This window comes from Serratia sp. BNK-10 (assembly GCF_047456065.1).
Lineage (GTDB): Bacteria > Pseudomonadota > Gammaproteobacteria > Enterobacterales > Enterobacteriaceae > Serratia > Serratia ureilytica.
This window is the reverse complement of the sequence record NZ_CP179894.1, coordinates 3296472-3316504: the sequence shown is the minus strand read 5'-3', so window position 1 is coordinate 3316504 and position 20033 is coordinate 3296472. Positions and strand designations below refer to the sequence as shown.

Sequence of the window (20033 nt, the reverse complement as noted above, 5' to 3'; positions counted from 1 at the left end):
CTGAATCAGCGAGTGACGGCCCTGGCGCTGGCGGTCACCGCCAACAGCAGAGCGGCTACGCAGGCGAAGGCCACCGTCAGGCTGGAAAACTGAGCGATAAAGCCGATCAGCGCCGGGCCGGCCAGAATACCGGCATAGCCGACGGTGGTAACGGACGCGATCGCCAAATTGGCCGGCATATCGCGTTGGTTGCCCGCGGCGCTGAACAGAATCGGCACGACGTTGGAAGCGCCCAGGCCAACCAGCATAAAGCCGACCAGCGAAACGGTGGCGTGATTGAAGGCGATAGCCAGGCTGAGACCGACAGCGGCGCACAGGCTGCCCAGCAGCAGCACCCGGTAGCGGCCCAGCGAGTTCACCACCCGATCGCCATTGAGGCGGCCGAGCGTCATGGTGATGGAAAACAGCGCATAGCCCAGCCCGGCCTGGCTGTGTTCGACGCCGCGCAGCGTGGTGAGGAACAGCGCGCTCCAGTCGAGCATCGAGCCTTCCGCCAGGAACATGATAAAGCACAGAATGCCGATAAACATCACCCAACCGCGCGGCAAGACGAACATCGGTCCGCCGTCGTCGGCGCCGCTGTCACGCAGCAGATGGCGGCTGGCGAACGCCAGCAGCACGATCACCGCCAGCACGGTGATCAGGGTGGATTGCAGCGGCGTCAGCCCCAGCCACAGCAGTGCGCTGACGCCGCCTGCGCCGGCGATGCCGCCGATACTGAAGAAGCCGTGAAAGCCGGACATCATCGCCTTGCCGCTGTTGCGCTCGACGATCACCGCCTGCACGTTCATCGCCACATCTATCATGCCGATCGCCGCGCCGAACAACAGCAGCGCCACGGCCATGCCGCCGAGGGAGTCCATCAGCGCCAGCAACGGCAAATCGATGCACAGCCCCAGCCCCGCCATCAGGATCACCGCGCGGCAGCCCAGTTTGCCGGTCAGGAAGCCGGTCAGCGGCATCGCCAACATGGAGCCGGCGCCGATACATAACAACAGCAGGCCGAGCGAGCCGTCATCGAGGCCGATGCGCGTTTTGGCGAAGGGCACCAGCGGCGCCCAGGCGGCCATGCCGAGGCCGGCGACGAAAAAGGCCAGGCGGGTGGCGATCTGTTGAGGAACGCCGGGCGTTTGCTGTTCATTGCACAAGGTGGCTGTCATGTAAGCGTCAGGATCTTGGGTCAAAAGAGTGGCGAAAGTTACTGACAGTTTTTATCACAATCCGCGATCCGGGTCGAAAAGATTCGCGCCTGATTCCTCTCTGGCGCCGCCTCGGCGCACCAGCCAAAGGGCGATCGCCTGGACAATATAGTCTTTTTGCTGTTCGTCCAGCGCGATGCCCTGCGGTATGCCGTGCCATTTTTCCAGGCAGCTTCGGCAGCAGGTGGCGGTGGCGTGTTGGGCGACGAACACCGGGTGGCCGCGCATCGGCGTCTGCTTGCCATCGTTTTTGGGGTGGGCGGCGGCCAGACGGCGATCGATAAAGTCGCGGGCATGGCTGAGGATCAGCGGCAAGCCTTTGTCGTCAAGATAGCTCTGGTCTTTGGGATTCAAACGGAAACGGGCGCGGAAGGGGGAGCCTTGCAGCCGCCGCCATAGCGCCTCTGGGTGAAATGGCATCATGACTTTACTCGCTGAGGGTGAGCTTTTTTTCAGGCTACCAGAAGTGAAACTCTGCGGCCAATTTTGCCTGTGACACACAATATTCGGCGAGATAAAGCACGAAATGAAAAACAAATTCAATTTGTAGACCAATATAAGAGAAAAGATTAGCAATTAGTGCGGATGTAAATTGGCGAAACTATATCGCGAGGTTATTTATTTGCGTGCTATTTGTGCGGATTGAAATTGTGAGGACAGTGTGGAGGAAAATAAAAAACCGGCCAGAAGCCGGTTAAAGGTATGCAGAAATTATCTTCGGATAATGAAGGTAATAATGAAAATAATGATGATAGCGAGGTGATTATAGCGGCTGCGTGCAGGCGGCGTTTTGGCACAATGTGCTTATTGTCCAGTACAATTGTATGGTTGGCTTTTTTTTCTTAAAGATTTGTATAACTACATGATTTTTTATCAATTAATCTATTCTTTGTCTTTAAGTGCTTTATTTTGTTTGTCGGTAATGTTTTGTGAAAGTTCGCGCACATTTACATTTTGAAACCTTTATTAATCACGCTGAAACACTATCGGATACTTGGTATCATTTTCTTTCTGGATTAATATAACCCTTGTTACCAGAATGGTAATGCACAGTCGTGCTAATAATGCTCGAAAAGGGCAGTGGCCGTAGCTCGACATAATTAACGAGGATAATAACGATGAAACTTCGAGTACTCTCTCTGATGGTACCCGCACTGCTGGTTGCAGGCACAGCAGGCGCGGCGGAAATCTACAACAAAGACGGTAATAAACTGGATTTGTACGGTAAAGTCGACGGTCTTCACTATTTCTCCAGCAACAACGGCGTGGACGGTGACCAGTCTTATATGCGTTTTGGCCTGCGCGGCGAAACGCAAATCAGCGATCAACTGACCGGCTACGGCCAGTGGGAATATCAGGCTAACCTGAACCACGCTGAAAACCAGGACAACAAGAACTTCACCCGTTACGGCTTCGCCGGTCTGAAATTCGGCGACTACGGTTCCTTCGACTACGGCCGTAATACCGGCGTGCTGTACGACGTCGCGGCGTATACCGACTTGCAGCCTGAGTTCGACGGTATGACCTACGGCGCCGACCAGTTCATGTTCCAGCGTTCCAGCGGCCTGGCGACCTACCGTAACAACGACTTCTTCGGTCTGGTTGACGGCCTGAACTTCGCCCTGCAGTACCAGGGTAAAAACGGCAATGGCGAAGAGACCAACAACGGTCGCGACGTCCTTGGCCAGAACGGCGAAGGCTACGGTATGTCCATGAGCTATGACATGGGCTACGGCATCAGCGCGGCGGGCGCCTTCTTCAACTCTCGCCGCACCAGCGAGCAGAACGGCGCTAACGGTCACCAGAACATCATGGGCCGCGGCGACAAGGCCGAAGGTTACTCCGGCGGTCTGAAATATGACGCCAACGACGTCTACCTGGCGGTGATGTTCACCCAGTCCTACAACGCGGCGCGTTTCGGCAGCTCTGCCAAGGATGATGGTGCTTACGGCTACGCCAACAAGGCGCAGAGCTTCGAAGCCTATGCGCACTACCAGTTCGATTTCGGTCTGCGTCCGTTCGTCGGCTATAACCAGACCAAAGGTAAAGACCTGGGCCGCGCCGGTAACGGCAAGGACTACGGCGATCAAGACCTGGTCAAATTCGTCGACCTGGGTGCGACCTACTTCTTCAACAAAAACATGTCTACCTATGTTGATTACAAAATCAACCTGATGGACAACAACGACTTCACCGACGCTGCCGGTATCAACACCGACAACGTGGTTGCCGTGGGCCTGGTTTACCAGTTCTAAGCACCTCAGTGTGAACGTCATCGCGCGGCCTTCGGGCCGCGTTTTTTTTGCCTGTAAACCGGTAAAAAAGCACGGATTGATCCGCTATCGGCACGGGAAGCACCGTGGTTTTCCTCCTTTAAGCCTACGCTGTCAGTACAAAAAAGAGGGGGATGATATGGAACTCAAGATCGATAAGGTGATCGAAACGGTGCTGTACGTCAGCGATATTGAGCGCGCGGACGCTTTCTACCGAGAGGTGCTGAAGCTACCGGCGATGGTCGCCAACGAGCGGTTCCGCGCCTATAACGTTGGCGATCGGAGCGTATTGTTGCTGTTTGTCGAGGGCGATTCGCTGCGCGGGGCGCATTATCCGACCGGCTTTATTCCCGCGCACGATGGTGTGGGGCCGGCGCATATCGGGCTGGCGGTGGCAAAAGACCAACTGCCGTACTGGGAACGGCATCTGACGGCCAACGGCGTGGAGATTGAGGGGCGCATGCGTTGGGAGCACGGTGGCGAGAGCATTTACTTTCGCGATCCCGACGCCCACCTGTTGGAACTGGTGACGCCGGGCATCTGGGCCAATTACTGATCGAACCCGCCTTGCGCCAACAACGCCAGCGCGGCATTCAGCACCTGCAACGCCGGCTGCGGCTGGCGCTCAATCTGCACCCTGACGATGGCGCCGTCGATCAGCATCGCCAATATCGCGGCGTGCTGTTCCCGCTGCGGGCCTGCGGGCAGGTGGCGCGCCAGTTCATCCGTCATCTGTTGCTTATGCCGGCCGGCGAGGTGCAGGCTTTCCGGTAGCAGATCGGCGATCTCCACGGCCGTATTGATAAACGCGCAGCCGCGAAAACGCGGATCGTCAAACCATTCCGCCAGGCAGGGCGCCAGCGCCGGCAGTAACCCGCCACTCTGCGCCACATGTCGATCCAACGCTGTACTGAACCAGGTTAGCCACTGCTGGTGGCGATAGGCCAAAAACGCCGTAATCAAATCGTTCTTGCTGGGAAAGTGGCGATAAAACGTCACTTTAGTGACGCCTGATTCCTTGATGATGCGATCGATGCCGGTGGCGCGGATCCCTTCCTGATAAAACAGATCGTGGGCCGTCAGCAGGATGCGCTGACGGGCGGGCAAGGTGTTGCGATCGGCGGTCATCATTTTTCTCCCAGGCTATTTTCGAGTGATTGTAGACAACTCTGTCTACATGCGCTAGCGTAATGATGTAGACAGAGTTGTCTACTTGCTTATACGCAGGAGATGATCATGAGCATTAAACCCCCATTGCCGCCTTTTACCCGTGAATCCGCCATCGAAAAAGTACGGTTGGCGGAAGATGCCTGGAACAGCCGCGATCCTGAGCGGGTGTCGCAGGTCTATTCCCTCGATACCCATTGGCGTAATCGCGCGGAGTTTGTCGACGGCCGCGCGGCGGTGGTCGCATTTTTGCAACGCAAGTGGGCGAAAGAGCTGGAGTATCGGCTGATTAAGGAACTGTGGGCGTTTGACGGCGCGCGCATTGCGGTGCGTTTCGCCTATGAGTGGCGCGACGATTCCGGCAACTGGTATCGCAGCTTCGGCAACGAAAACTGGGAGTTCAATCAGGAAGGGTTGATGATCAACCGCCATGCCTGCATCAACGACATGCCGATTCGCGAACAGGATCGGCGTTTTCATTGGTCGCTCGGTCGGCGCCCGGACGATGTCCCGGCGCTGAGCGATTTCGGCTTTTGAATCCGTTGTCGCGCCCGTGCCGACCGATCGCGAGAAAAAGCGCACCGATCGACAAAGGGGAGTTTGTAGAAAAGCCTTTCCACTTCTAGACTTAGGGGACAACAAACGTACTCCAAGAGGACAAGCTATGACGAAGAAGTTGGTTTTGGCCGTCGGCACTGCGGCGGTATTTTCCATTCTTGCCGGCTGCACCGCTTATGACCGTGCAACCAGTTATGTCAATGAGCCGGTGGTCAGCGATGTCAAAGTAGGGATGACCAAGCAGCAGGTGCGGGCGATTGCCGGTCCGCCGTCGACGTCCGCCACGCTGATCCATGCGCAGGGCACTTGCGACACCTATGCAGTCGCGCCGCGCGATGGCAAAGTGCAAACGTATTTTGTCAGCTACAACGACACGGGCCATGTCATGAACAAGGGCTATCAAACCTGTTCAGACTACGATTCGCAGCCGAAGTAATCGCGTTTCAGCCGAACATAAAAGCCTCGTTTTTGCGGGGCTTTTCATTTTTTAAGCGTTTAAGGCCTGAAGTTTAGGCAACTGCGCCGCCGATGCGATTTTTTTGCATCAAAACGATAGACATTTCATAACGGTATCGCTAATATCAGCGCCCATTGGAAGGATGGCCGAGTGGTTTAAGGCAACGGTCTTGAAAACCGTCGAGTGTAACAGCTCCCAGAGTTCGAATCTCTGTCCTTCCGCCAAATTCAGCCGGCTTAGCTCAGTAGGTAGAGCAACTGACTTGTAATCAGTAGGTCACCAGTTCGATTCCGGTAGCCGGCACCATGATAAAGCAGTACCGGCGCCCTGAGTGCCAAAAAAACCGTCAGCCGCAAGGTTGGCGGTTTTTTGCATTATGTCGTCTTAAACGGGTAGGTTAGGGCAGCCAGGCACCGAGCACCACTCCGAGAATCATGTACTCATCGGCATTCAAAGTCGGACAACCCGGCATGTTCCCCTTAAGCCATTGATGACCGGCTTCCTCAACATACCTTCTAAAGATAAGTTCTGCGCTGTCGCAGCGTTTCGCTATCACCTTATCACCGGACACGAGCTCGGTTATACCGGCAGTCATGGGTTCGACAAGAATCAATGCTCCCTTTGGGTAATTGGTGCCGGCAGAGCCGCTCATCGCGTCATCCCGCACCGGCAACCAGTAGGCCAGAGCGCTGCATTGCACCATCGCCGGGTAGTGGACGGTCGTTCCTTTGCGCAACTGTTCATGAGACAACGGCAATGTCCACGCGAGCAGCGGCAGCGTTTTAGCCAAGGCCTGTGCGGCCTTCTGCCTGACGGGGCGTTGCCTGGTCTGCTGCAGGCCATCCAGCCAGCCGATTTGCACGGCGAAGTACTGTTCAATCCTTCGCGCCATGTCCCCACTGATGCCCTTTTTACCCTTCTTGCCCGGCGGGTAGAGCAGACGAGAAACATAGTCTGCGGCAATGCCGAGCGCCTCGGCAAGGCGCTTTTGCCCCCCGACGCCGAGGTTATCGATCAGGATGATCAGGCGCTCTCGCCGCATCTCCTGCAGGTGCATTTTTTGCTCGTTTTTCATGAGGCCATCGTACCTAAATTTACCTGCAGGTAAATGGATTTTCGCTATTGAAAAAAAGATACCTCTGGGTATACTTGGTACTGGTTATTTGTACAGTATTTTGTGCGATATCCCTCGGTGAGCCCGCCGGGCGGATCGGTTGTTGCGTCTTGGCGCACGCCGAGCAGAAGAACGGCTCGATCGACGTCGGTCAACAACATGGAGCCCTGGCGATATGGCAAACGCCCAAAGGAGGTGGAAGCATGAGAGATATGAATGAAGTTTTGGAGCGGTGGGGCGTATGGGCCAGGGATAACAGCGGCATCGATTATTCCCCCATTGCTGCCGGGTTCAAAGGGTTGTTGTCCTATAAGTCGAGTGGCGAGCGTTCCTGCTGCGATGATGACGGCCTGGTGATCGACGGTTGCGTGGGCAGATTGAAAAAATACAAACCCGAAGAGTTCGATCTCATCATTGCCCACCATGTTTATGGCATATCTCTGCGTAAGATCGCCCTGAAAAGGAAATGTTCAGACGGTACGATACGCAAAGAGATGCAAACGGCGGAGGGATTTATCGGGGGATGCCTGGCGATGTTGGATATAAAGTTGAGTATGGATCGCTGAAACGCCTGTCGTTGACGTTGATGAGGGTTTATTCCTCGTTTCCCTATTGCGTCAGGAATAACAATAGCGCATTGCAATAATTAATAAAAGGCTCACGCGTACGCAAATAAGCGTGTAATCTGATAAAACTGAATTGTTGCCGGCGCCGCCGCACGATAGCTAAACCTCGCTTCGGCGGGGTTTTATTTTTTATAATAAAAGGCTCGCGCGTACGCAAATAAGCGTGTAATCTGATAAAACTGAATTGTTGTCGGCGCCGCCGCACGATAGCTAAACCTCGCTTCGGCGGGGTTTTATTTTTTTATAATAAAAGACTCACGCGTACGCAAATAAGCGTGTAATCTGATAAAACTGAATTGTTGTCGGCGCCGCCGCACGATAGCTAAACCTCGCTTCGGCGGGGTTTTATTTTTTATAATAAAAGACTCACGCGTACGCAAATAAGCGTGTAATCTGATAAAACTGAATTGTTGTCGGCGCCGCCGCACGATAGCTAAACCTCGCTTCGGCGGGGTTTTATTTTTTATAATAAAAGACTCACGCGTACGCAAATAAGCGTGTAATCTGATAAAACTGAATTGTTGCCGGCGCCGCCGCACGATAGCTAAACCTCGCTCCGGCGGGGTTTTATTTTTTATGATAAAAGACTCACGCGTACGCAAATAAGCGTGTAATCTGATAAAACTGAATTGTTACCGGCGCCACCGCACGATAGCTAAACCTCGCTCCGGCGGGGTTTTATTTTTTATGATAAAAGACTCACGCGTACGCAAATAAGCGTGTAATCTGATAAAACTGAATTATTGCCGGCGCCGCCGCACGACAAATAAACCTCGCTTCGGCGGGGTTTTTCATTTTTAGCCTCCTTGTCAAAACGGTCAATCACTCACTGAATAATGACTGTCGTTGAATGGCCACGACGGGAGGCTAATCCTTCTCCTTTATAAAACGGCGCAATCCTTATTTATCTGCTCAGGTTGGGCAGAACGGATAAGCCATTTTCGACAGCGTAAATGGCCGTTTTTTAAATGGAACAGGAATGACGGTTAGGGGCTGCATTTCGCCGCTCTTTTCCATGACTCCCGACGATCGGGCTATGCCCCGGTAAGGGGAGGGTGATGACTATGCCTTGGAAAAATGAACCAAACATCCTTTCAATGCTGCTTGCTTTCGGTATGACGCTGCTGGGGGCGATCGCCAGCTATTCCTTCAAGGTCTTGAACGGCGAAACCTTTAGCTGGAGGACGCTGTTTTTGCAGCTGTTCGTTTCTATTTTCGCCGGTTTGACCATGGTGATGATTGCGCTGCATTACGACTGGCCTTCGGAGGTGATGGGCGGCGTATGCGGTATGGCGGGATGGTCGGGAGCATCGCTGATCAAGGCATTGGAACGCCGATTTCTCAATAAAGCGTCAGGAGGAAACCATGAAGATAAGTGACGACGGCATGGCGCTGATTAAGCGTTTCGAAGGCCTGCGGTTGCAGGCTTATCAGGACTCGGTCGGCGTTTGGACGATCGGCTACGGGTGGACTCAACCGGTAGCGGGACGAAAAGTTGGGGCCGGCATGGTGATCAACGCCGCAACGGCCGAGCGTTTGCTGGTGTGCGGTGTCGCTCAATTCGAACAGGGCGTCGAACGGCTGGTGGCGGTGACAGTCACGCAGGGGCAGTTCGATGCGCTGGTGAGCTTCGCCTATAACCTGGGCCTGCGCGCGTTGGAAAACTCGACGCTGTTGCGCAGGCTGAACGCCGGCGATCGGCAGGGGGCGGCCGACCAGTTCGGCCGATGGGTGAATGCGGGCGGTGTGCGGCTCGATGGGCTGGTTGCCCGGCGCGCGGCGGAACGCGCGCTATTCCTTTCCTGATGCCCAAATGCATCTGCAGAACGATTCAACTCTCGAAACGACGGAGACCTTGTCCAAATGATTGAAGATGAAATTCAACGCTCGCTGACTGCGCTAACCCATCTGGCGGTTCATCCGCTGATCCTGCCGGATCCGCAGCAAGAAGGCGTGACCTATCAGAAGATCAGCGATCTGAAAGTGAACACCGGTCTGGTTGACAGCTCGCTGGTGCAGAGCCGTTTTCAGGTCGTGTTGTACGTGATCGACGATTACTCCCGGCTGATCGCTCTGGACAAAGCGGTTTTGAATGCCTGGGAAGGGGTTCAACATGGTCATATCGGCGAATGGCCGGTACAAGCGGTCACGCGCAGCACCCTTTTGCAGAGCGCCACGCCCCTGGCGGATAACCGCGTCCAGTATCGGATGGCCCGCGATTACCTCATCACCCATTCCGAGGTGGCGGCGTGATCGCCATAAACGTTACCGGCATGGCGGAATTGACTCGCCGTTTGGAAGCGATTCGGCGCGAGGTCGCCAGTCACATTCTGCCGGAGGCCGGCCACGCCGCATTGGCCCCGGTTCTTGGCACCATGCGGCAGTGCGCCGAACGAGGGGCGCCAAACAGCGAACCCTCGCTGAGCGCCGGTATCGCGATACGCCCGGCCGTTACCGGATGGAACGCGGTGACGTTGCGCGTCGGCCCCAGTAAACAGCATTACCGCAGAGCCCTGGAACAGGAGTACGGCATGGCAACGCAAGCCGCCGCCCCGTTTATTCGCCCTGCGCTGGATCACCACAAGCACCAAGTGTTACGCATCCTGGCGGCTCACGTCCGCTATGGCATCGAAAACCGGTAGCGACCGCTACCATCCTTCATCAAAAAGAGAGAGAAAAACTATGGCTGATAAAACTTCGCCAGAATACGCCATGCTGCCTGCCGGCACTATCGTCAAATGGGGCACCGTCGGGGCTGCAACCACGGCCATGAAGGCGCTGACCAACTGTAAAGCGGTAGGTGAAATGGGGCAAACCGGCGGTTTTGTCGATTGCACCACGCTGCTGGATACCGCCAAGCAGTTTATTTCCGACCTGCCGGAAGGCGCGGAGAAATCCATCGGTTTCATCGACGATCCGTCCAATGCCGATTTTGCGGCGCTGCTGAATGCGGCGGACAAGCGCGAAACGGTGCAGTTCTACGTCGAGTTGCCGAACGGCCGCACCTCCACCTCCATCCTGTCGCTGTCCGGCTGGAAAATGAATGAGATCACCGCCCCGGCGAGCGAAGTCATTCAGATTACCGTCCAGGGCAAGCAAAACAGCAACACCTGGGGCACGGTCACCCCGAAAGTGTGACAAACCGACGGTTCGCGCTGGCTTAACGTCTGAGGGCGTTCGGCGCGAACGCTTCAGCCGCGGGCCATGTGGCCTGCGGCAACCCGCTTATGTACAGAGTAAACCGAATTGAACAAGGAAAAACTGATGACAGAGAAATACGATCTGAAAGCGCTGAAAGCGGCGCTGCTGAAATCCGACGACCACGTGATTGAAACGCAGATCTTTGGCGCCAAAGCCTTTATCCGCCGCCTGAAAGCGGCGGAGCTGCAGGAAAATGAAGACGGCATGAAGGCCGCCATCGACAGCGGTGACATGAACAAAGCCGCGCAGCTTAACGTGCAACTGCTGCTGTCATGCCTGATGACGCCGGACGGCAAACGTATCCCGGCCGGCGCCTTGCCGAGCGTTGACGATCTGCTGGCGGCGCACGATAACCCAACGCTGGTCGAAGCCATCGGCGCCGTCAAGCGCCATGCGGTCGGCAGCCTGGAGGAAGCGGAAAAAAACTGACTGACTCGCCCTGGCTGATGTTGGTGTTCCAACTGGCCGATCGCTGGGGTGAGTCGGATCCTCGCAAGATCGCCGCGATGCCGGCGCACATCCTGAATCACTGGCGGGCATACTTCAAACTGCAAGGCATGATGGCCGATGCGGCGGAGAGTGCCCCCGTTCATCAATCCGGTCAGCCCGCGCAAAGCAGTATTGATATGCAGTGTGCTGACGTTATGCGAGTGCTGGGAAATGGCTGATACCGCACAGTTGGTCGTCGGGTTGCAACTGAATGACACCAACTTTAAAAACAAACTGACGGCGGCTTACCGTACCGCCGGGGAACAATCCGCCAAATTTAACCGCCAGGCTCAGCAGGACGCGAAAAAGACCGACGAGTCATATCAACGTATCGGCGGCACGCTTGGCGGCCTGGCGGGGAAACTGGCGGGGCTGGCCGGCGTTGAATTGTCGCTGCAGGGCCTCGCCGCCACCTCGCGCCAGTATGGACAGGCGCTCACCGAACTTGCGTCCATCACCGTCGCCGCGACGGCGCAGATGAAGCAGTTGGACGACGCGGCTCGCCAGGCGAGCAGCGCCTCCGGCGACGGCGGCAGCCGGGCGGAGGAGATGCTGAAACTGGCCGGCGGCCTGAATGACAGCGCGGCGGCCTGGCGCGATCAGGCGGCGGCGGCGCGCGGGGCGGCTCAGGCGACATCAGGCGTCGGCGCGGCGTCTCGCGTCGCCAACGTCGCGCTGGGGATGCTTGGCGGCCCAATCGGTGTCGCCATCCAGGCGGGATTGGCGATGCTGTACTTCCATGAGCAAAACCAATTGGCCCGTAAGTCGGCTTTGGCATTGAAAGATGCGGCGGTCGAGACGGCCGAAGATCTCAGCAAGCTCTCCAAGGCAAAGCTCGCCGTCAAAATTGATACCTTCGACGATCAGCTAAAGACGCTCAGTGAGGAAAAAGCCAAGATCGAGAACCAACTGGCGAATCGGAGCGATATCCGACTTGCTCTCTTAGAGCGCCGAAGCAAAGGGATATTGGGATTCCTCTACTCTGATCCAAAAGAGGTGAGGAAAGAACGGAACGCCTTGCAAGCGCAGTTGGAAGATATCATTGAGGGCGAGAAAGCGATCCGGCTTCAGCGAAGCAATGCCGTTAATGCACAAAATGGCAATGACAGCCATGTTGAGACCAAAGCTGATAAGCCTAAGGGCCTTCAAGCAAGTGTCGCTCCTGTTAGCCGTACTTTTAACGATAATGGCAAGCAGCAGGCTCTTGATCAGTACCAACAGCTGCGTCAGGAAATCGAGCAGGCGCATCTGAGCAGCCTCGAAAAAATCACCCAGGATGAACAAAGTGCGCAGGCCAGGCTGGCGTCAACGGCCAAGGCGGCCGGTGCCGGGCAGGCCGATGTGCAGCGTGCGATGGCGCTGAACGCCGAGAAGTATCAGCGGCAGCGGCAACAGCTCGCTGAACAATACGCGCCAGGGCAGGCGGCGGTGCGCAAAGAGCAGGAGGTTGGTAAGGAGCTGAAGGCGTTGTATGACGGGCGGCTGTTGACCGAACGCGAGTACCACACCGCCAGCCGGATGCAGCAGCAAGAAACGACGCGCCAGCGGTTGAAGGCTGAAACCGATGCGCTTGCCGCGCCGCGTATGAACATTGCCGGTGATGTGGATCCGGTCGCTCGCCTTAACAACCAGCTGGTGCAGCAGCAGGCGCAATACCAGGCTTACTACCAGCAAGGCTTTCTGGATAAACAGCGCTATGAACAGCTGATGCAGGCGGCGACGCAAGAATCGTCGGACGCTCAGTATCAGCAGGCGCTGAGCCTGTTCGGCGGGCAGAGCCGCGTGCACAAGATGGCGCTGGGGCTGGTGGACATGACGCGGGAACGGACCTCCGGCATGATGTTCGATCTGCTGACCGGGACGCAAAACTTTAAGCAAAGCATGCTCGGTTTGATGACCTCCATGACGCAGTCCATCATTCAGCAACTGATCGATCTGGCGATGCAGGCGCTGTTGACCAGAACCATTCTTTCCACCTTTATGAATATCGGCAGCGGCTTGCTGGGCGGGGCTGCAAGCGCCGGCGCGGGCGCGGCCGGTTCAGGTGCGATGGGCATGCCGACCGGTTGGCAAGGCTATGTCCCCAACGCCAAAGGTGGCGTATACGCCTCGCCTTCGCTGAGCGCATTCAGCGGCCAGATCGTCAGTAATCCCACGTTGTTCGCGTTCGCCAGAGGCGCCGGCTTGATGGGCGAAGCCGGGCCGGAGGCCATTATGCCGCTCAAACGCGGCGCGGACGGTTCGCTCGGCGTGCGGGCGATCGGCGGCGGCCAGCAGTCTGCGGCGGCGCCGAATGTCTACATCACCATCGAGAACGGCGGCAACGTCAGTTCGCAGGCCGATCCGGGATGGGGCGAGTTCGGTAAACGGATGGGCAATATCGCCGCGCAGGAAAGCCAGAAGGTGATCAACCGCAACCTGATGCCGGGCCAGCCGATTTGGAAAGCAATCAAGGGGATGTAATGGGCATTCAGACATTTGAATTTCCGGCGCGCGTCAATGCCGCCGGCGATATGCGCTTTCGCGTCAGAAAGGCGCAGTTCGGCGACGGCTATGCGCAGGTCTCCGGCGACGGCATTAACCCGATCGTGCGCTCCTGGGATCTGACCTTTGTCGGCAAGTATGACTACATCACGCCGATCATCGTCTTTCTGGAAAATCATCACGGGGTGAAATCTTTCCAATGGACGCCACCGACGCAGGTTCCCGGCCTTTACCGCTGCGAGGGTTATAAGCCGGTCGCGATGGGCGGGGACAACTATTCACTGACGGCCACGTTTACCGAGGCTTTTCACGTTTAATCGGGGGAGATGATGCTGAATTCAGATTTGCAAAAGCTGGAGCCGGGCAACCGCATCCGCCTGATTGAGGTGGACGGCACCCGGTTTGGCGCCGATATTCTGCGCTTTCATTGCGATACCCTGCCGTTTACGCCGCAAGAGCTGGCCGCCGCCGGCGGTGATGAAAGCAAACTGCCGGCGAAATCGGTCTGGTGGCAGGGGCTGGAGTACGGCCCGTGGCCGTTTAGCGTTGAAGGGCTGGAGATTTCCGCCGACAGCCAGGGCAACGCGCCCAAACTGTCGGTCGCCAATATCAACGGCCTGATCAGCGCGCTCTGCCTGCAGTTTGAGGACATGGCGCAGGCCAAGGTGCGGATCCACGACACGCTGGTGCACTACCTTGATGCCCGCAACTTCCCGCAAGGGAACTCTTCGGCCGATCCGCTGCAGGAAAAGCTGCAGGTGTTCTACATCGATCGCAAGGCGACGGAAAGCGACGAAGCGGTGGAGTTCGAACTCTCGAGTCCGGCGGACCTGCGGGGATTGCGCATCCCGACCCGGCAAATCCACAGCCTGTGCACCTGGTGCTCGCGCGGCGGCTATCGCACCGGCAAGGGCTGCGATTACGCCGGTAGCCGTTACTTTGACGACAAGGGCAACCCGGTGGATGACCCGAGCCAGGATCGCTGCGGCGGGCTGTTGAGCGACTGCCAAAAACGCTTTGGCGAGCACGAGCCGCTGCCGTTCGGCGGCTTCCCCGGCGCGGCGTTGATCCGGCAGTAGGGGGCGAGCATGAAAGAAAAAACCGCGGCGGCCATTATGGCGCACGCCAGGGCCGAGTACCCGCGCGAATGCTGCGGTGTGGTGGCGCAAAAGTCCCGCGTGGAGCGCTATTTCCCGTGTCGCAACCTGGCGGACAACCCCACAGAGCAGTTTCATCTGGCGCCGGAAGACTACGTGGCCGCCGCCGAATGGGGCACCATCACCCTCATAGTGCACAGCCACCCGGACGCCACCACGCAGCCGAGTGAACTGGACAAAGCGCAGTGCGACGCGATGGAGTTGCCCTGGGCGATAGCCAGCTGGCCGGAGGGGGATTTGCGCATCATTTTGCCGCGCGGCGAACTGCCGCTGGTGGGCCGCCAGTTCGTGCTGGGGCATACCGACTGTTGGGGACTGATCATGAGCTATTTCCGCCAGGAGCACGGCATAACGCTCCAGGATTACCGCGTTGATTACCCGTGGTGGGAGCAGGGTGAAAACCGCTATCTGGAAAACTGGCATGCCTGCGGCTTTCGCGAGTTCGATGGCCCGCCGCAGCCGGGGGACATGGCGATCATGCAGGTTTCGGCGCCGGTGGCCAACCACGCCGGCATTCTGCTGGCAGATGGCCTGTTGCTGCACCATATGTACGGCATGCTCAGCCAGCGGGTGCCTTACGGTGGGTATTGGAAAGAGCGAACGGTGAAGGTGTTGCGCCACAAAGCCCTGATGTGATGCTATCATTCCACTTTTCAGCTTAAGGAAAAGGGTAATGAAGAAGATTTTATTAATTATGGCTCTGTTTATTTCTGGGTGTAATACGGTAAGCAGTTTGAAAGAGAGTACTCCCATTGCTTCGGGGAACTCGAAAAAATCGGAACAGGCGTTCGTCTATTGTGTGATCGCTGAGTGGAATAAGCATTCATATTTGCAACCGATGATCACTCAACCATTACCGGATGGACATTCGCTACAGTTTAACGATCCCTGGCGTGGTCCCGTATTCATCCTTGATGTTGTCAGTAATAGTGAAGGTAGCAGTTATCGCTTATATAGAAGTAAAGAAATAGATTTCTATGAGCAGGCTATCACGCAATGTAAATGACCTGCTTCGGCAGGTTTTTTTTATGGTGGCATTATGTCTTTTATCGATATTCCTCTAAGAACTGTCCGGTTTCATGGTCCGATGATTCAGTTGTTTGGCCGGGAGTTTAAATACCGGGCCATGACTGTTACCAAAGCCATTGATGCAATGAAGAACTTGTTACCCGGCTTCGAGCGCTACATGCTGGAGGCGCACAAACGCGGCCTGACATTTTCTATTTTCGTTGGTAAACGCAATGTCCGGCAGGATGAGCTAGAGCTCACCAAAGGGTCGGAAGATATTCACCTTGTTCCCGTCGTGATTGGGAGCAAGCGAGCTGGGCTGTTTCAAACAATTCTTGGGGCCGCATTAGTGGCTTTGTCCATTTGGAATCCTGCCCTTTTAGGTATGTCGACAGCCGTTGCACAAGGTATTGGTGTTGCTGGCGCTTCCCTTGCCCTCGGCGGCGTCGTCCAAATGCTTTCCCCACAAATGGGCGGGCTGCGCATGCGGCAAGGCCCGGAAAATAAACCGAGCTATGCCTTTGGCGCGCCGGTCAACACCACGGCGCAGGGCAACCCCGTCGGCGTGCTGTACGGCACGCGTGAAATTGGCGGGGCGATTATCTCCGCAGGTATTTATACCGAAGACCAGCAATAACGACATCCGTTTGAACAGACAGCCGCAATAGCGGCTTTTTTTATGGGCGAAATATGGCACAGAACATGATCCGTGGGCGAAAAGGCGGCGGCGGTGGCGGCCACACGCCGGTAGAATCGCCGGACAGCATTCAGTCGATCGCCAGAGCGAAGATGCTGTTCGCATTAGGCGAAGGGGAATTTGTCGGTGGGCTGGATGGCACAAACATTTTTGTTGACGGTACGCCGGTACTGAGCAGCGACGGCACGGAAAACTTTCCCGGTTTCCGCTGGGAGTTCCGCCCTGGCTCGCAGGCGCAGGAATATATCCAGGGCATTCCCGCCGTTGAAAATGAGATCTCGGTCGGCAGCGAACTGAAAAGCGGCGCGCCGTGGGTGCGTTCCGTCTCGAACCTGCAACTTTCCGCTGTCCGCCTGCGCCTGGGTTGGCCTATGCTGCAAAAGCAGGCGGACAACGGCGACGTCAACGGCTATCGCATTGAGTACGCCATCGACGTGGCGACCGACGGCGGCAGCTATCAGGAGGTGTTAACGGCGGCGATCGACGATAAAACCACCTCGCTGTATGAACGCTCGCACCGCATCAATTTGCCGAAGGCCACCACGGGATGGCAGCTGCGCGTGCGCCGGTTGACGCCTAACGCCAACAGCGCCCGGATCGCCGACCGGATGAACATCGAGGCGCTGACCGAAATCATCGACGCCAAGCTGCGCTACCCGAACACTGCGCTGCTTTACGTGGAGTTTGATTCAAAGCAGTTCCCCAACATCCCGAAGATCAGCTGCAAACCGCGCGGCCGCCTGATCCGCGTGCCGGACAATTACGATCCGCAAACGCGCAGCTATACCGGCATCTGGAGCGGCGGCTTTAAGTGGGCCTACAGCGATAACCCGGCGTGGGTGTTTTACGACATTATTTTGGCCGAACGCTTTGGCCTGGGCGATCGCATCGACGCCTCCCAGGTCTCCGAGTCCGAACTGTACCGCATCGCGCAGTATTGCGATCAGCCGGTGCCGGACGGGCGCGGCGGCGAGGGCATGGAGCCGCGCTTCACCTGCAACGTTTATCTGCAGTCGCGGGAAGAGGCCTGGACGGTGCTGAGCGATTTGGCCGGCATCTTCCGCGGCATGACCTATTGGGGGCAAAACCAAATGGTCGCCCTGGCGGACATGCCGCGCGATATGGACTTCACCTACACCCGCGCCAACGTGATCGACGGCAAGTTTACCTACTCGTCCGCCAGCGAACGCACCCGCTACAGCACCGCGATGGTCAGCTGGTCCGATCCGGGCAACCATTACGCCGATGCGATAGAGGCGGTATTCGACAGCGATCTGGTGCGCCGCTACGACGTGAACCAGACCGAGCTGACGGCTATCGGCTGCACCACGCCGAGCGAAGCGAACCGCCGCGGCCGCTGGGCGCTGTTGACTAACAGCAAGGATCGTACGGTCAGCTTTTCCGTGGGGCTGGACGGCATGATCCCCATGCCGGGGCATATCGTCGGCGTGGCAGACCAGATGCTGGCCGGGCGGGTGATTGGCGGGCGCCTCAGCGGCGTGGACGGCCGTAAACTGACGCTGGACAGGACGCCGGGCGCCAAAGCCGGCGATCGCCTGATCGTCAACCTGCCTTCCGGCCGGGCGCAGGCGCGCACCGTGCAGGCGGTGAATGAACGCGTAGTGACCGTCACCACGGCCTACAGCGAGACGCCGGCGCCGGAAGCGGCCTGGTCCATCGACGCGGACGACCTGGCGGTGCAGCTTTACCGCGTGGTGGGTATCGCCGACAACGGCGACAACACCTATACCGTCAACGCGGCGGAACACGATCCGAACAAGTACGCCCGCATCGATACCGGCGCGCGTATCGACGATCGTCCGATCTCCATCATTCCGCCCGGCGTGCAGGCGCCGCCGAAGAACATCACCATCGACAGCTACTCCTCGGTGAGCCAGGGTATCGCCATTACCACCCTGCGCGCCGCCTGGGGCGCGGTTGAAAATGCCATCGCCTATGAGGCGGAATGGCGCAAAGATAACGGCAACTGGGTGTCGGTGCCGCGCACCTCGGCGCTGGGCTTCGAGGTGCCGGGGATTTACGCCGGTCGTTATCGGGTGCGGGTGCGAGCCATCAACGCCAGTGACGTATCGTCTATTTGGGCGACGTCGATGGAAACCTACCTCAAGGGCAAAGAGGGTAAACCGCCGATGCCGCTTGGCTTCAAGGCATCGCCTTTGCTGTGGGGCATCCAGCTCGACTGGGCGTTCCCTGGCGGCGCTGAAGATACGCTCAAGACCGAAATTCAGTATGCGGACAACGCGGCCGGAAATAACGCGATGCTGCTGGCCGATATCCCGTACCCGCTGCACACCCACGCCATGACAGGGTTGAAGGCGGGGCAGGAGTTCTGGTTCCGCGCGCGGTTGCAAGACCGCACCGGCAATCAGGGCGACTGGACAGGCTGGACCGCTGGGCAGGCGAACGCGGACGCCGGCGATTATCTCGAGAACATCGGCGACGATCTCCTGACCGCGAAAGACGGCGAGCGGCTGGTGGGCGATATCGACACCAACATCGACGCTATCTTGCAGAATGCGCTGGCCAACAACGCGACGGTGGGTCACCAATGGGCGCAGTACGGTACGGTGCGCGCCGATATTATGGTGGTGAAAACCACCATCGCGGAGGTCGATCGCGGGCTGGCCGAGATGAAAACCCAGGTGCAGGCGCAGATTGACGACGTGGCGGCGGTGCTGGAAGACAAACTGACGGCGACGGTAGACGCCGACGGCGCCACGGCCATCCATACGTTGAAAGCGGGCGTGCGGGTGAACGGCACCTTCTACAACGCCGGCATGTCGATCGCGGTATTGGCGGAAAACGGCAGGCCGGTTACCACCCGCGTGGGCTTTAACGCCAACCAGTTCGTGCTGATGAGCGGCAACAACAGCAATCAGTATTCGCCGTTTGCCGTGGTGGATGGGCAGGTGTTTATTAGCGACGCGTTTATTCGCAATGGTACTATCGATAGCGCAAAGATCGCACAGCATATCCAGTCTTCTAATTGGGTAAGTGGGCAGCGTGGCTGGGCGATAAATAAAGATGGCGGGGCACAATTCAATAACATTAGCGCCCGTGGAGCGATATATGCCGACACTGGTGAGTTTAAAAATGGCGTGATTGGCAATTGCCGGATCCTTGAGAATTGCTCCATTGAGGGAAAACTTTCCGCCGCGAATATCGAAGGCGCGATCATGGATGGCTCGATGTTAAGCTGGACGGGTTATCATACTAATGCGAGTCGGTTATTACGCTTTGGCGGTAATAATGTTATTCCCGTTCGTGTCTTTGGACAGATTCAAATTAAAAGAAGTGGACGAGGCTATCCTCACGGTTATGGCGGGGTTAGGCAAAACACAACCGGCGGAGGTTATATGCCAGAGGTTTCCGTTAGTTCCAGTTCTAGTAGCGGGCAACCTTCAGTATCCATCGTTTATATCGATACATTAATTGGAAAGTCTTCGACTGCCTTTTGGCAGCTTGCCTCAGGAGAGCTTGACCAAGGACAATCGCACTCAACGACTTTTATTGTGAACATCTTTGCCACTCCGCAATATACAGCCTTTGGGCTGGAGTAACCATCATCTCCATAACGAGGTT

The 20033-nt window shown here is 57.0% G+C and carries 23 protein-coding genes and 2 tRNA genes; 21 read left to right on the top strand and 4 right to left on the bottom strand.

The annotated features are described in order from the left end of the window. Positions 1–5: 5 nt before the first annotated feature. Together ACMGG9_RS16025 and ACMGG9_RS16020 are read right to left on the bottom strand one after the other, a co-directional pair. Positions 6–1160: an MFS transporter gene (locus ACMGG9_RS16025; RefSeq protein ID WP_047025315.1), complete on the bottom strand. Its 1155-nt coding sequence runs from the start codon at positions 1158–1160 to the stop codon at positions 6–8. A 54-nt stretch (positions 1161–1214) separates the two neighbouring features. Continuing rightward, positions 1215–1622, bottom strand: a complete 408-nt coding sequence (locus ACMGG9_RS16020) for a DUF4186 domain-containing protein (protein ID WP_089192050.1) — start codon at positions 1620–1622, stop codon at positions 1215–1217. 695 nt (positions 1623–2317) lie between these two features. Between ACMGG9_RS16020 and ompC the strand changes: the two genes are divergently transcribed. Together ompC and ACMGG9_RS16010 are read left to right on the top strand one after the other, a co-directional pair. Then, positions 2318–3454, top strand: a complete 1137-nt coding sequence (gene ompC / locus ACMGG9_RS16015) for a porin OmpC (RefSeq protein ID WP_033651922.1) — start codon at positions 2318–2320, stop codon at positions 3452–3454. 157 nt (positions 3455–3611) lie between these two features. Next, on the top strand, positions 3612–4028 hold the full coding sequence (locus tag ACMGG9_RS16010) for a VOC family protein (protein WP_187048240.1): 417 nt from the start codon (positions 3612–3614) through the stop codon (positions 4026–4028). Here the strand turns inward: ACMGG9_RS16010 and ACMGG9_RS16005 are convergent. Further along, entirely contained in the window at positions 4022–4600 is a 579-nt protein-coding gene (locus tag ACMGG9_RS16005; RefSeq protein ID WP_033651920.1) for a TetR/AcrR family transcriptional regulator, read from the bottom strand. The genes ACMGG9_RS16010 and ACMGG9_RS16005 overlap by 7 nt on opposite strands. A 108-nt stretch (positions 4601–4708) precedes the next feature. Between ACMGG9_RS16005 and ACMGG9_RS16000 the strand changes: the two genes are divergently transcribed. From ACMGG9_RS16000 to ACMGG9_RS15985, 4 genes are all read left to right on the top strand, one after another. After that, positions 4709–5176 carry a DUF1348 family protein gene (locus tag ACMGG9_RS16000; RefSeq protein ID WP_089192047.1) on the top strand — a complete coding sequence of 156 codons (468 nt, stop codon included), beginning with the start codon at positions 4709–4711 and terminating at the stop codon, positions 5174–5176. Between the two features lie 127 nt (positions 5177–5303). Then, the gene (osmE, locus tag ACMGG9_RS15995) at positions 5304–5633 is read left to right on the top strand and encodes an osmotically-inducible lipoprotein OsmE (RefSeq protein WP_004935874.1); all 330 of its coding nucleotides are present in this window, start codon (positions 5304–5306) and stop codon (positions 5631–5633) included. Positions 5634–5790: 157 nt separating this feature from the next. Next, positions 5791–5878, top strand: a tRNA-Ser gene (locus tag ACMGG9_RS15990). Positions 5879–5884: 6 nt separating this feature from the next. Then, positions 5885–5960: transfer RNA gene (locus ACMGG9_RS15985), tRNA-Thr, on the top strand. Between the two features lie 91 nt (positions 5961–6051). Here ACMGG9_RS15985 and ACMGG9_RS15980 read toward each other — a convergent pair. Continuing rightward, positions 6052–6729 carry a LexA family protein gene (locus ACMGG9_RS15980; RefSeq protein WP_033651918.1) on the bottom strand — a complete coding sequence of 226 codons (678 nt, stop codon included), beginning with the start codon at positions 6727–6729 and terminating at the stop codon, positions 6052–6054. Positions 6730–6971: 242 nt separating this feature from the next. Here ACMGG9_RS15980 and ACMGG9_RS15975 point away from each other — a divergent pair, with 242 nt between their 5' ends. From ACMGG9_RS15975 to ACMGG9_RS15905, 15 genes are all read left to right on the top strand, one after another. Continuing rightward, entirely contained in the window at positions 6972–7334 is a 363-nt protein-coding gene (locus ACMGG9_RS15975) for an antiterminator Q family protein (RefSeq protein WP_033651917.1), read from the top strand. Positions 7335–8452: 1118 nt separating this feature from the next. Continuing rightward, on the top strand, positions 8453–8773 hold the full coding sequence (locus ACMGG9_RS15970; RefSeq protein WP_033652509.1) for a phage holin family protein: 321 nt from the start codon (positions 8453–8455) through the stop codon (positions 8771–8773). Beyond that, positions 8760–9200 (top strand): lysozyme, encoded by a 441-nt coding sequence (locus ACMGG9_RS15965; protein WP_147879905.1) that lies wholly within the window; start codon positions 8760–8762, stop codon positions 9198–9200. The genes ACMGG9_RS15970 and ACMGG9_RS15965 overlap by 14 nt, the downstream gene beginning before the upstream one ends. 57 nt (positions 9201–9257) lie before the next feature. Then, positions 9258–9647 (top strand): hypothetical protein, encoded by a 390-nt coding sequence (locus ACMGG9_RS15960; protein ID WP_042785078.1) that lies wholly within the window; start codon positions 9258–9260, stop codon positions 9645–9647. Continuing rightward, positions 9644–10036 carry a hypothetical protein gene (locus tag ACMGG9_RS15955; protein WP_042785077.1) on the top strand — a complete coding sequence of 131 codons (393 nt, stop codon included), beginning with the start codon at positions 9644–9646 and terminating at the stop codon, positions 10034–10036. The genes ACMGG9_RS15960 and ACMGG9_RS15955 overlap by 4 nt, the downstream gene beginning before the upstream one ends. Positions 10037–10076: 40 nt before the next feature. Then, positions 10077–10532 (top strand): major tail shaft subunit, encoded by a 456-nt coding sequence (locus ACMGG9_RS15950; protein WP_033652513.1) that lies wholly within the window; start codon positions 10077–10079, stop codon positions 10530–10532. A 126-nt stretch (positions 10533–10658) separates the two neighbouring features. Beyond that, positions 10659–11024 carry a phage tail protein gene (locus ACMGG9_RS15945; protein WP_025160180.1) on the top strand — a complete coding sequence of 122 codons (366 nt, stop codon included), beginning with the start codon at positions 10659–10661 and terminating at the stop codon, positions 11022–11024. 17 nt (positions 11025–11041) lie between these two features. Continuing rightward, positions 11042–11263 (top strand): hypothetical protein, encoded by a 222-nt coding sequence (locus ACMGG9_RS15940; RefSeq protein WP_080280890.1) that lies wholly within the window; start codon positions 11042–11044, stop codon positions 11261–11263. Further along, positions 11256–13547 (top strand): phage tail tape measure protein, encoded by a 2292-nt coding sequence (locus ACMGG9_RS15935; RefSeq protein WP_182074469.1) that lies wholly within the window; start codon positions 11256–11258, stop codon positions 13545–13547. Before ACMGG9_RS15940 ends, ACMGG9_RS15935 begins: the two co-directional genes overlap by 8 nt. Next, positions 13547–13885 carry a phage tail protein gene (locus ACMGG9_RS15930; RefSeq protein ID WP_004935824.1) on the top strand — a complete coding sequence of 113 codons (339 nt, stop codon included), beginning with the start codon at positions 13547–13549 and terminating at the stop codon, positions 13883–13885. Before ACMGG9_RS15935 ends, ACMGG9_RS15930 begins: the two co-directional genes overlap by 1 nt. A gap of 9 nt (positions 13886–13894) precedes the next feature. Continuing rightward, positions 13895–14647, top strand: coding sequence for a phage minor tail protein L (locus tag ACMGG9_RS15925; RefSeq protein ID WP_033639816.1), 753 nt, complete (start codon positions 13895–13897; stop codon positions 14645–14647). Between the two features lie 9 nt (positions 14648–14656). Next, on the top strand, positions 14657–15361 hold the full coding sequence (locus tag ACMGG9_RS15920; RefSeq protein WP_414161561.1) for a C40 family peptidase: 705 nt from the start codon (positions 14657–14659) through the stop codon (positions 15359–15361). A gap of 37 nt (positions 15362–15398) precedes the next feature. After that, positions 15399–15731, top strand: coding sequence for a hypothetical protein (locus ACMGG9_RS15915; protein WP_127554718.1), 333 nt, complete (start codon positions 15399–15401; stop codon positions 15729–15731). Between the two features lie 120 nt (positions 15732–15851). Further along, on the top strand, positions 15852–16370 hold the full coding sequence (locus tag ACMGG9_RS15910; RefSeq protein ID WP_414162278.1) for a tail assembly protein: 519 nt from the start codon (positions 15852–15854) through the stop codon (positions 16368–16370). Between the two features lie 53 nt (positions 16371–16423). After that, complete coding sequence (locus ACMGG9_RS15905) at positions 16424–20011, top strand: DUF1983 domain-containing protein (protein WP_414161560.1); 3588 nt, start codon at positions 16424–16426, stop codon at positions 20009–20011. The last annotated feature ends 22 nt before the right edge of the window (positions 20012–20033 follow it).

Coding starts and splice junctions, on each gene's coding strand:
- ACMGG9_RS16025 (WP_047025315.1), bottom strand. CDS start 1,160: ATGACAGCCACCTTGTGCAATGAACAGCAAACGCCCGGCGTTCCTCAA.
- ACMGG9_RS16020 (WP_089192050.1), bottom strand. CDS start 1,622: ATGATGCCATTTCACCCAGAGGCGCTATGGCGGCGGCTGCAAGGCTCC.
- ompC (WP_033651922.1), top strand. CDS start 2,318: ATGAAACTTCGAGTACTCTCTCTGATGGTACCCGCACTGCTGGTTGCA.
- ACMGG9_RS16010 (WP_187048240.1), top strand. CDS start 3,612: ATGGAACTCAAGATCGATAAGGTGATCGAAACGGTGCTGTACGTCAGC.
- ACMGG9_RS16005 (WP_033651920.1), bottom strand. CDS start 4,600: ATGACCGCCGATCGCAACACCTTGCCCGCCCGTCAGCGCATCCTGCTG.
- ACMGG9_RS16000 (WP_089192047.1), top strand. CDS start 4,709: ATGAGCATTAAACCCCCATTGCCGCCTTTTACCCGTGAATCCGCCATC.
- osmE (WP_004935874.1), top strand. CDS start 5,304: ATGACGAAGAAGTTGGTTTTGGCCGTCGGCACTGCGGCGGTATTTTCC.
- ACMGG9_RS15980 (WP_033651918.1), bottom strand. CDS start 6,729: ATGAAAAACGAGCAAAAAATGCACCTGCAGGAGATGCGGCGAGAGCGC.
- ACMGG9_RS15975 (WP_033651917.1), top strand. CDS start 6,972: ATGAGAGATATGAATGAAGTTTTGGAGCGGTGGGGCGTATGGGCCAGG.
- ACMGG9_RS15970 (WP_033652509.1), top strand. CDS start 8,453: ATGACTATGCCTTGGAAAAATGAACCAAACATCCTTTCAATGCTGCTT.
- ACMGG9_RS15965 (WP_147879905.1), top strand. CDS start 8,760: ATGAAGATAAGTGACGACGGCATGGCGCTGATTAAGCGTTTCGAAGGC.
- ACMGG9_RS15960 (WP_042785078.1), top strand. CDS start 9,258: ATGATTGAAGATGAAATTCAACGCTCGCTGACTGCGCTAACCCATCTG.
- ACMGG9_RS15950 (WP_033652513.1), top strand. CDS start 10,077: ATGGCTGATAAAACTTCGCCAGAATACGCCATGCTGCCTGCCGGCACT.
- ACMGG9_RS15945 (WP_025160180.1), top strand. CDS start 10,659: ATGACAGAGAAATACGATCTGAAAGCGCTGAAAGCGGCGCTGCTGAAA.
- ACMGG9_RS15940 (WP_080280890.1), top strand. CDS start 11,042: ATGTTGGTGTTCCAACTGGCCGATCGCTGGGGTGAGTCGGATCCTCGC.
- ACMGG9_RS15935 (WP_182074469.1), top strand. CDS start 11,256: ATGGCTGATACCGCACAGTTGGTCGTCGGGTTGCAACTGAATGACACC.
- ACMGG9_RS15930 (WP_004935824.1), top strand. CDS start 13,547: ATGGGCATTCAGACATTTGAATTTCCGGCGCGCGTCAATGCCGCCGGC.
- ACMGG9_RS15925 (WP_033639816.1), top strand. CDS start 13,895: ATGATGCTGAATTCAGATTTGCAAAAGCTGGAGCCGGGCAACCGCATC.
- ACMGG9_RS15920 (WP_414161561.1), top strand. CDS start 14,657: ATGAAAGAAAAAACCGCGGCGGCCATTATGGCGCACGCCAGGGCCGAG.
- ACMGG9_RS15915 (WP_127554718.1), top strand. CDS start 15,399: ATGAAGAAGATTTTATTAATTATGGCTCTGTTTATTTCTGGGTGTAAT.
- ACMGG9_RS15910 (WP_414162278.1), top strand. CDS start 15,852: ATGACTGTTACCAAAGCCATTGATGCAATGAAGAACTTGTTACCCGGC.
- ACMGG9_RS15905 (WP_414161560.1), top strand. CDS start 16,424: ATGGCACAGAACATGATCCGTGGGCGAAAAGGCGGCGGCGGTGGCGGC.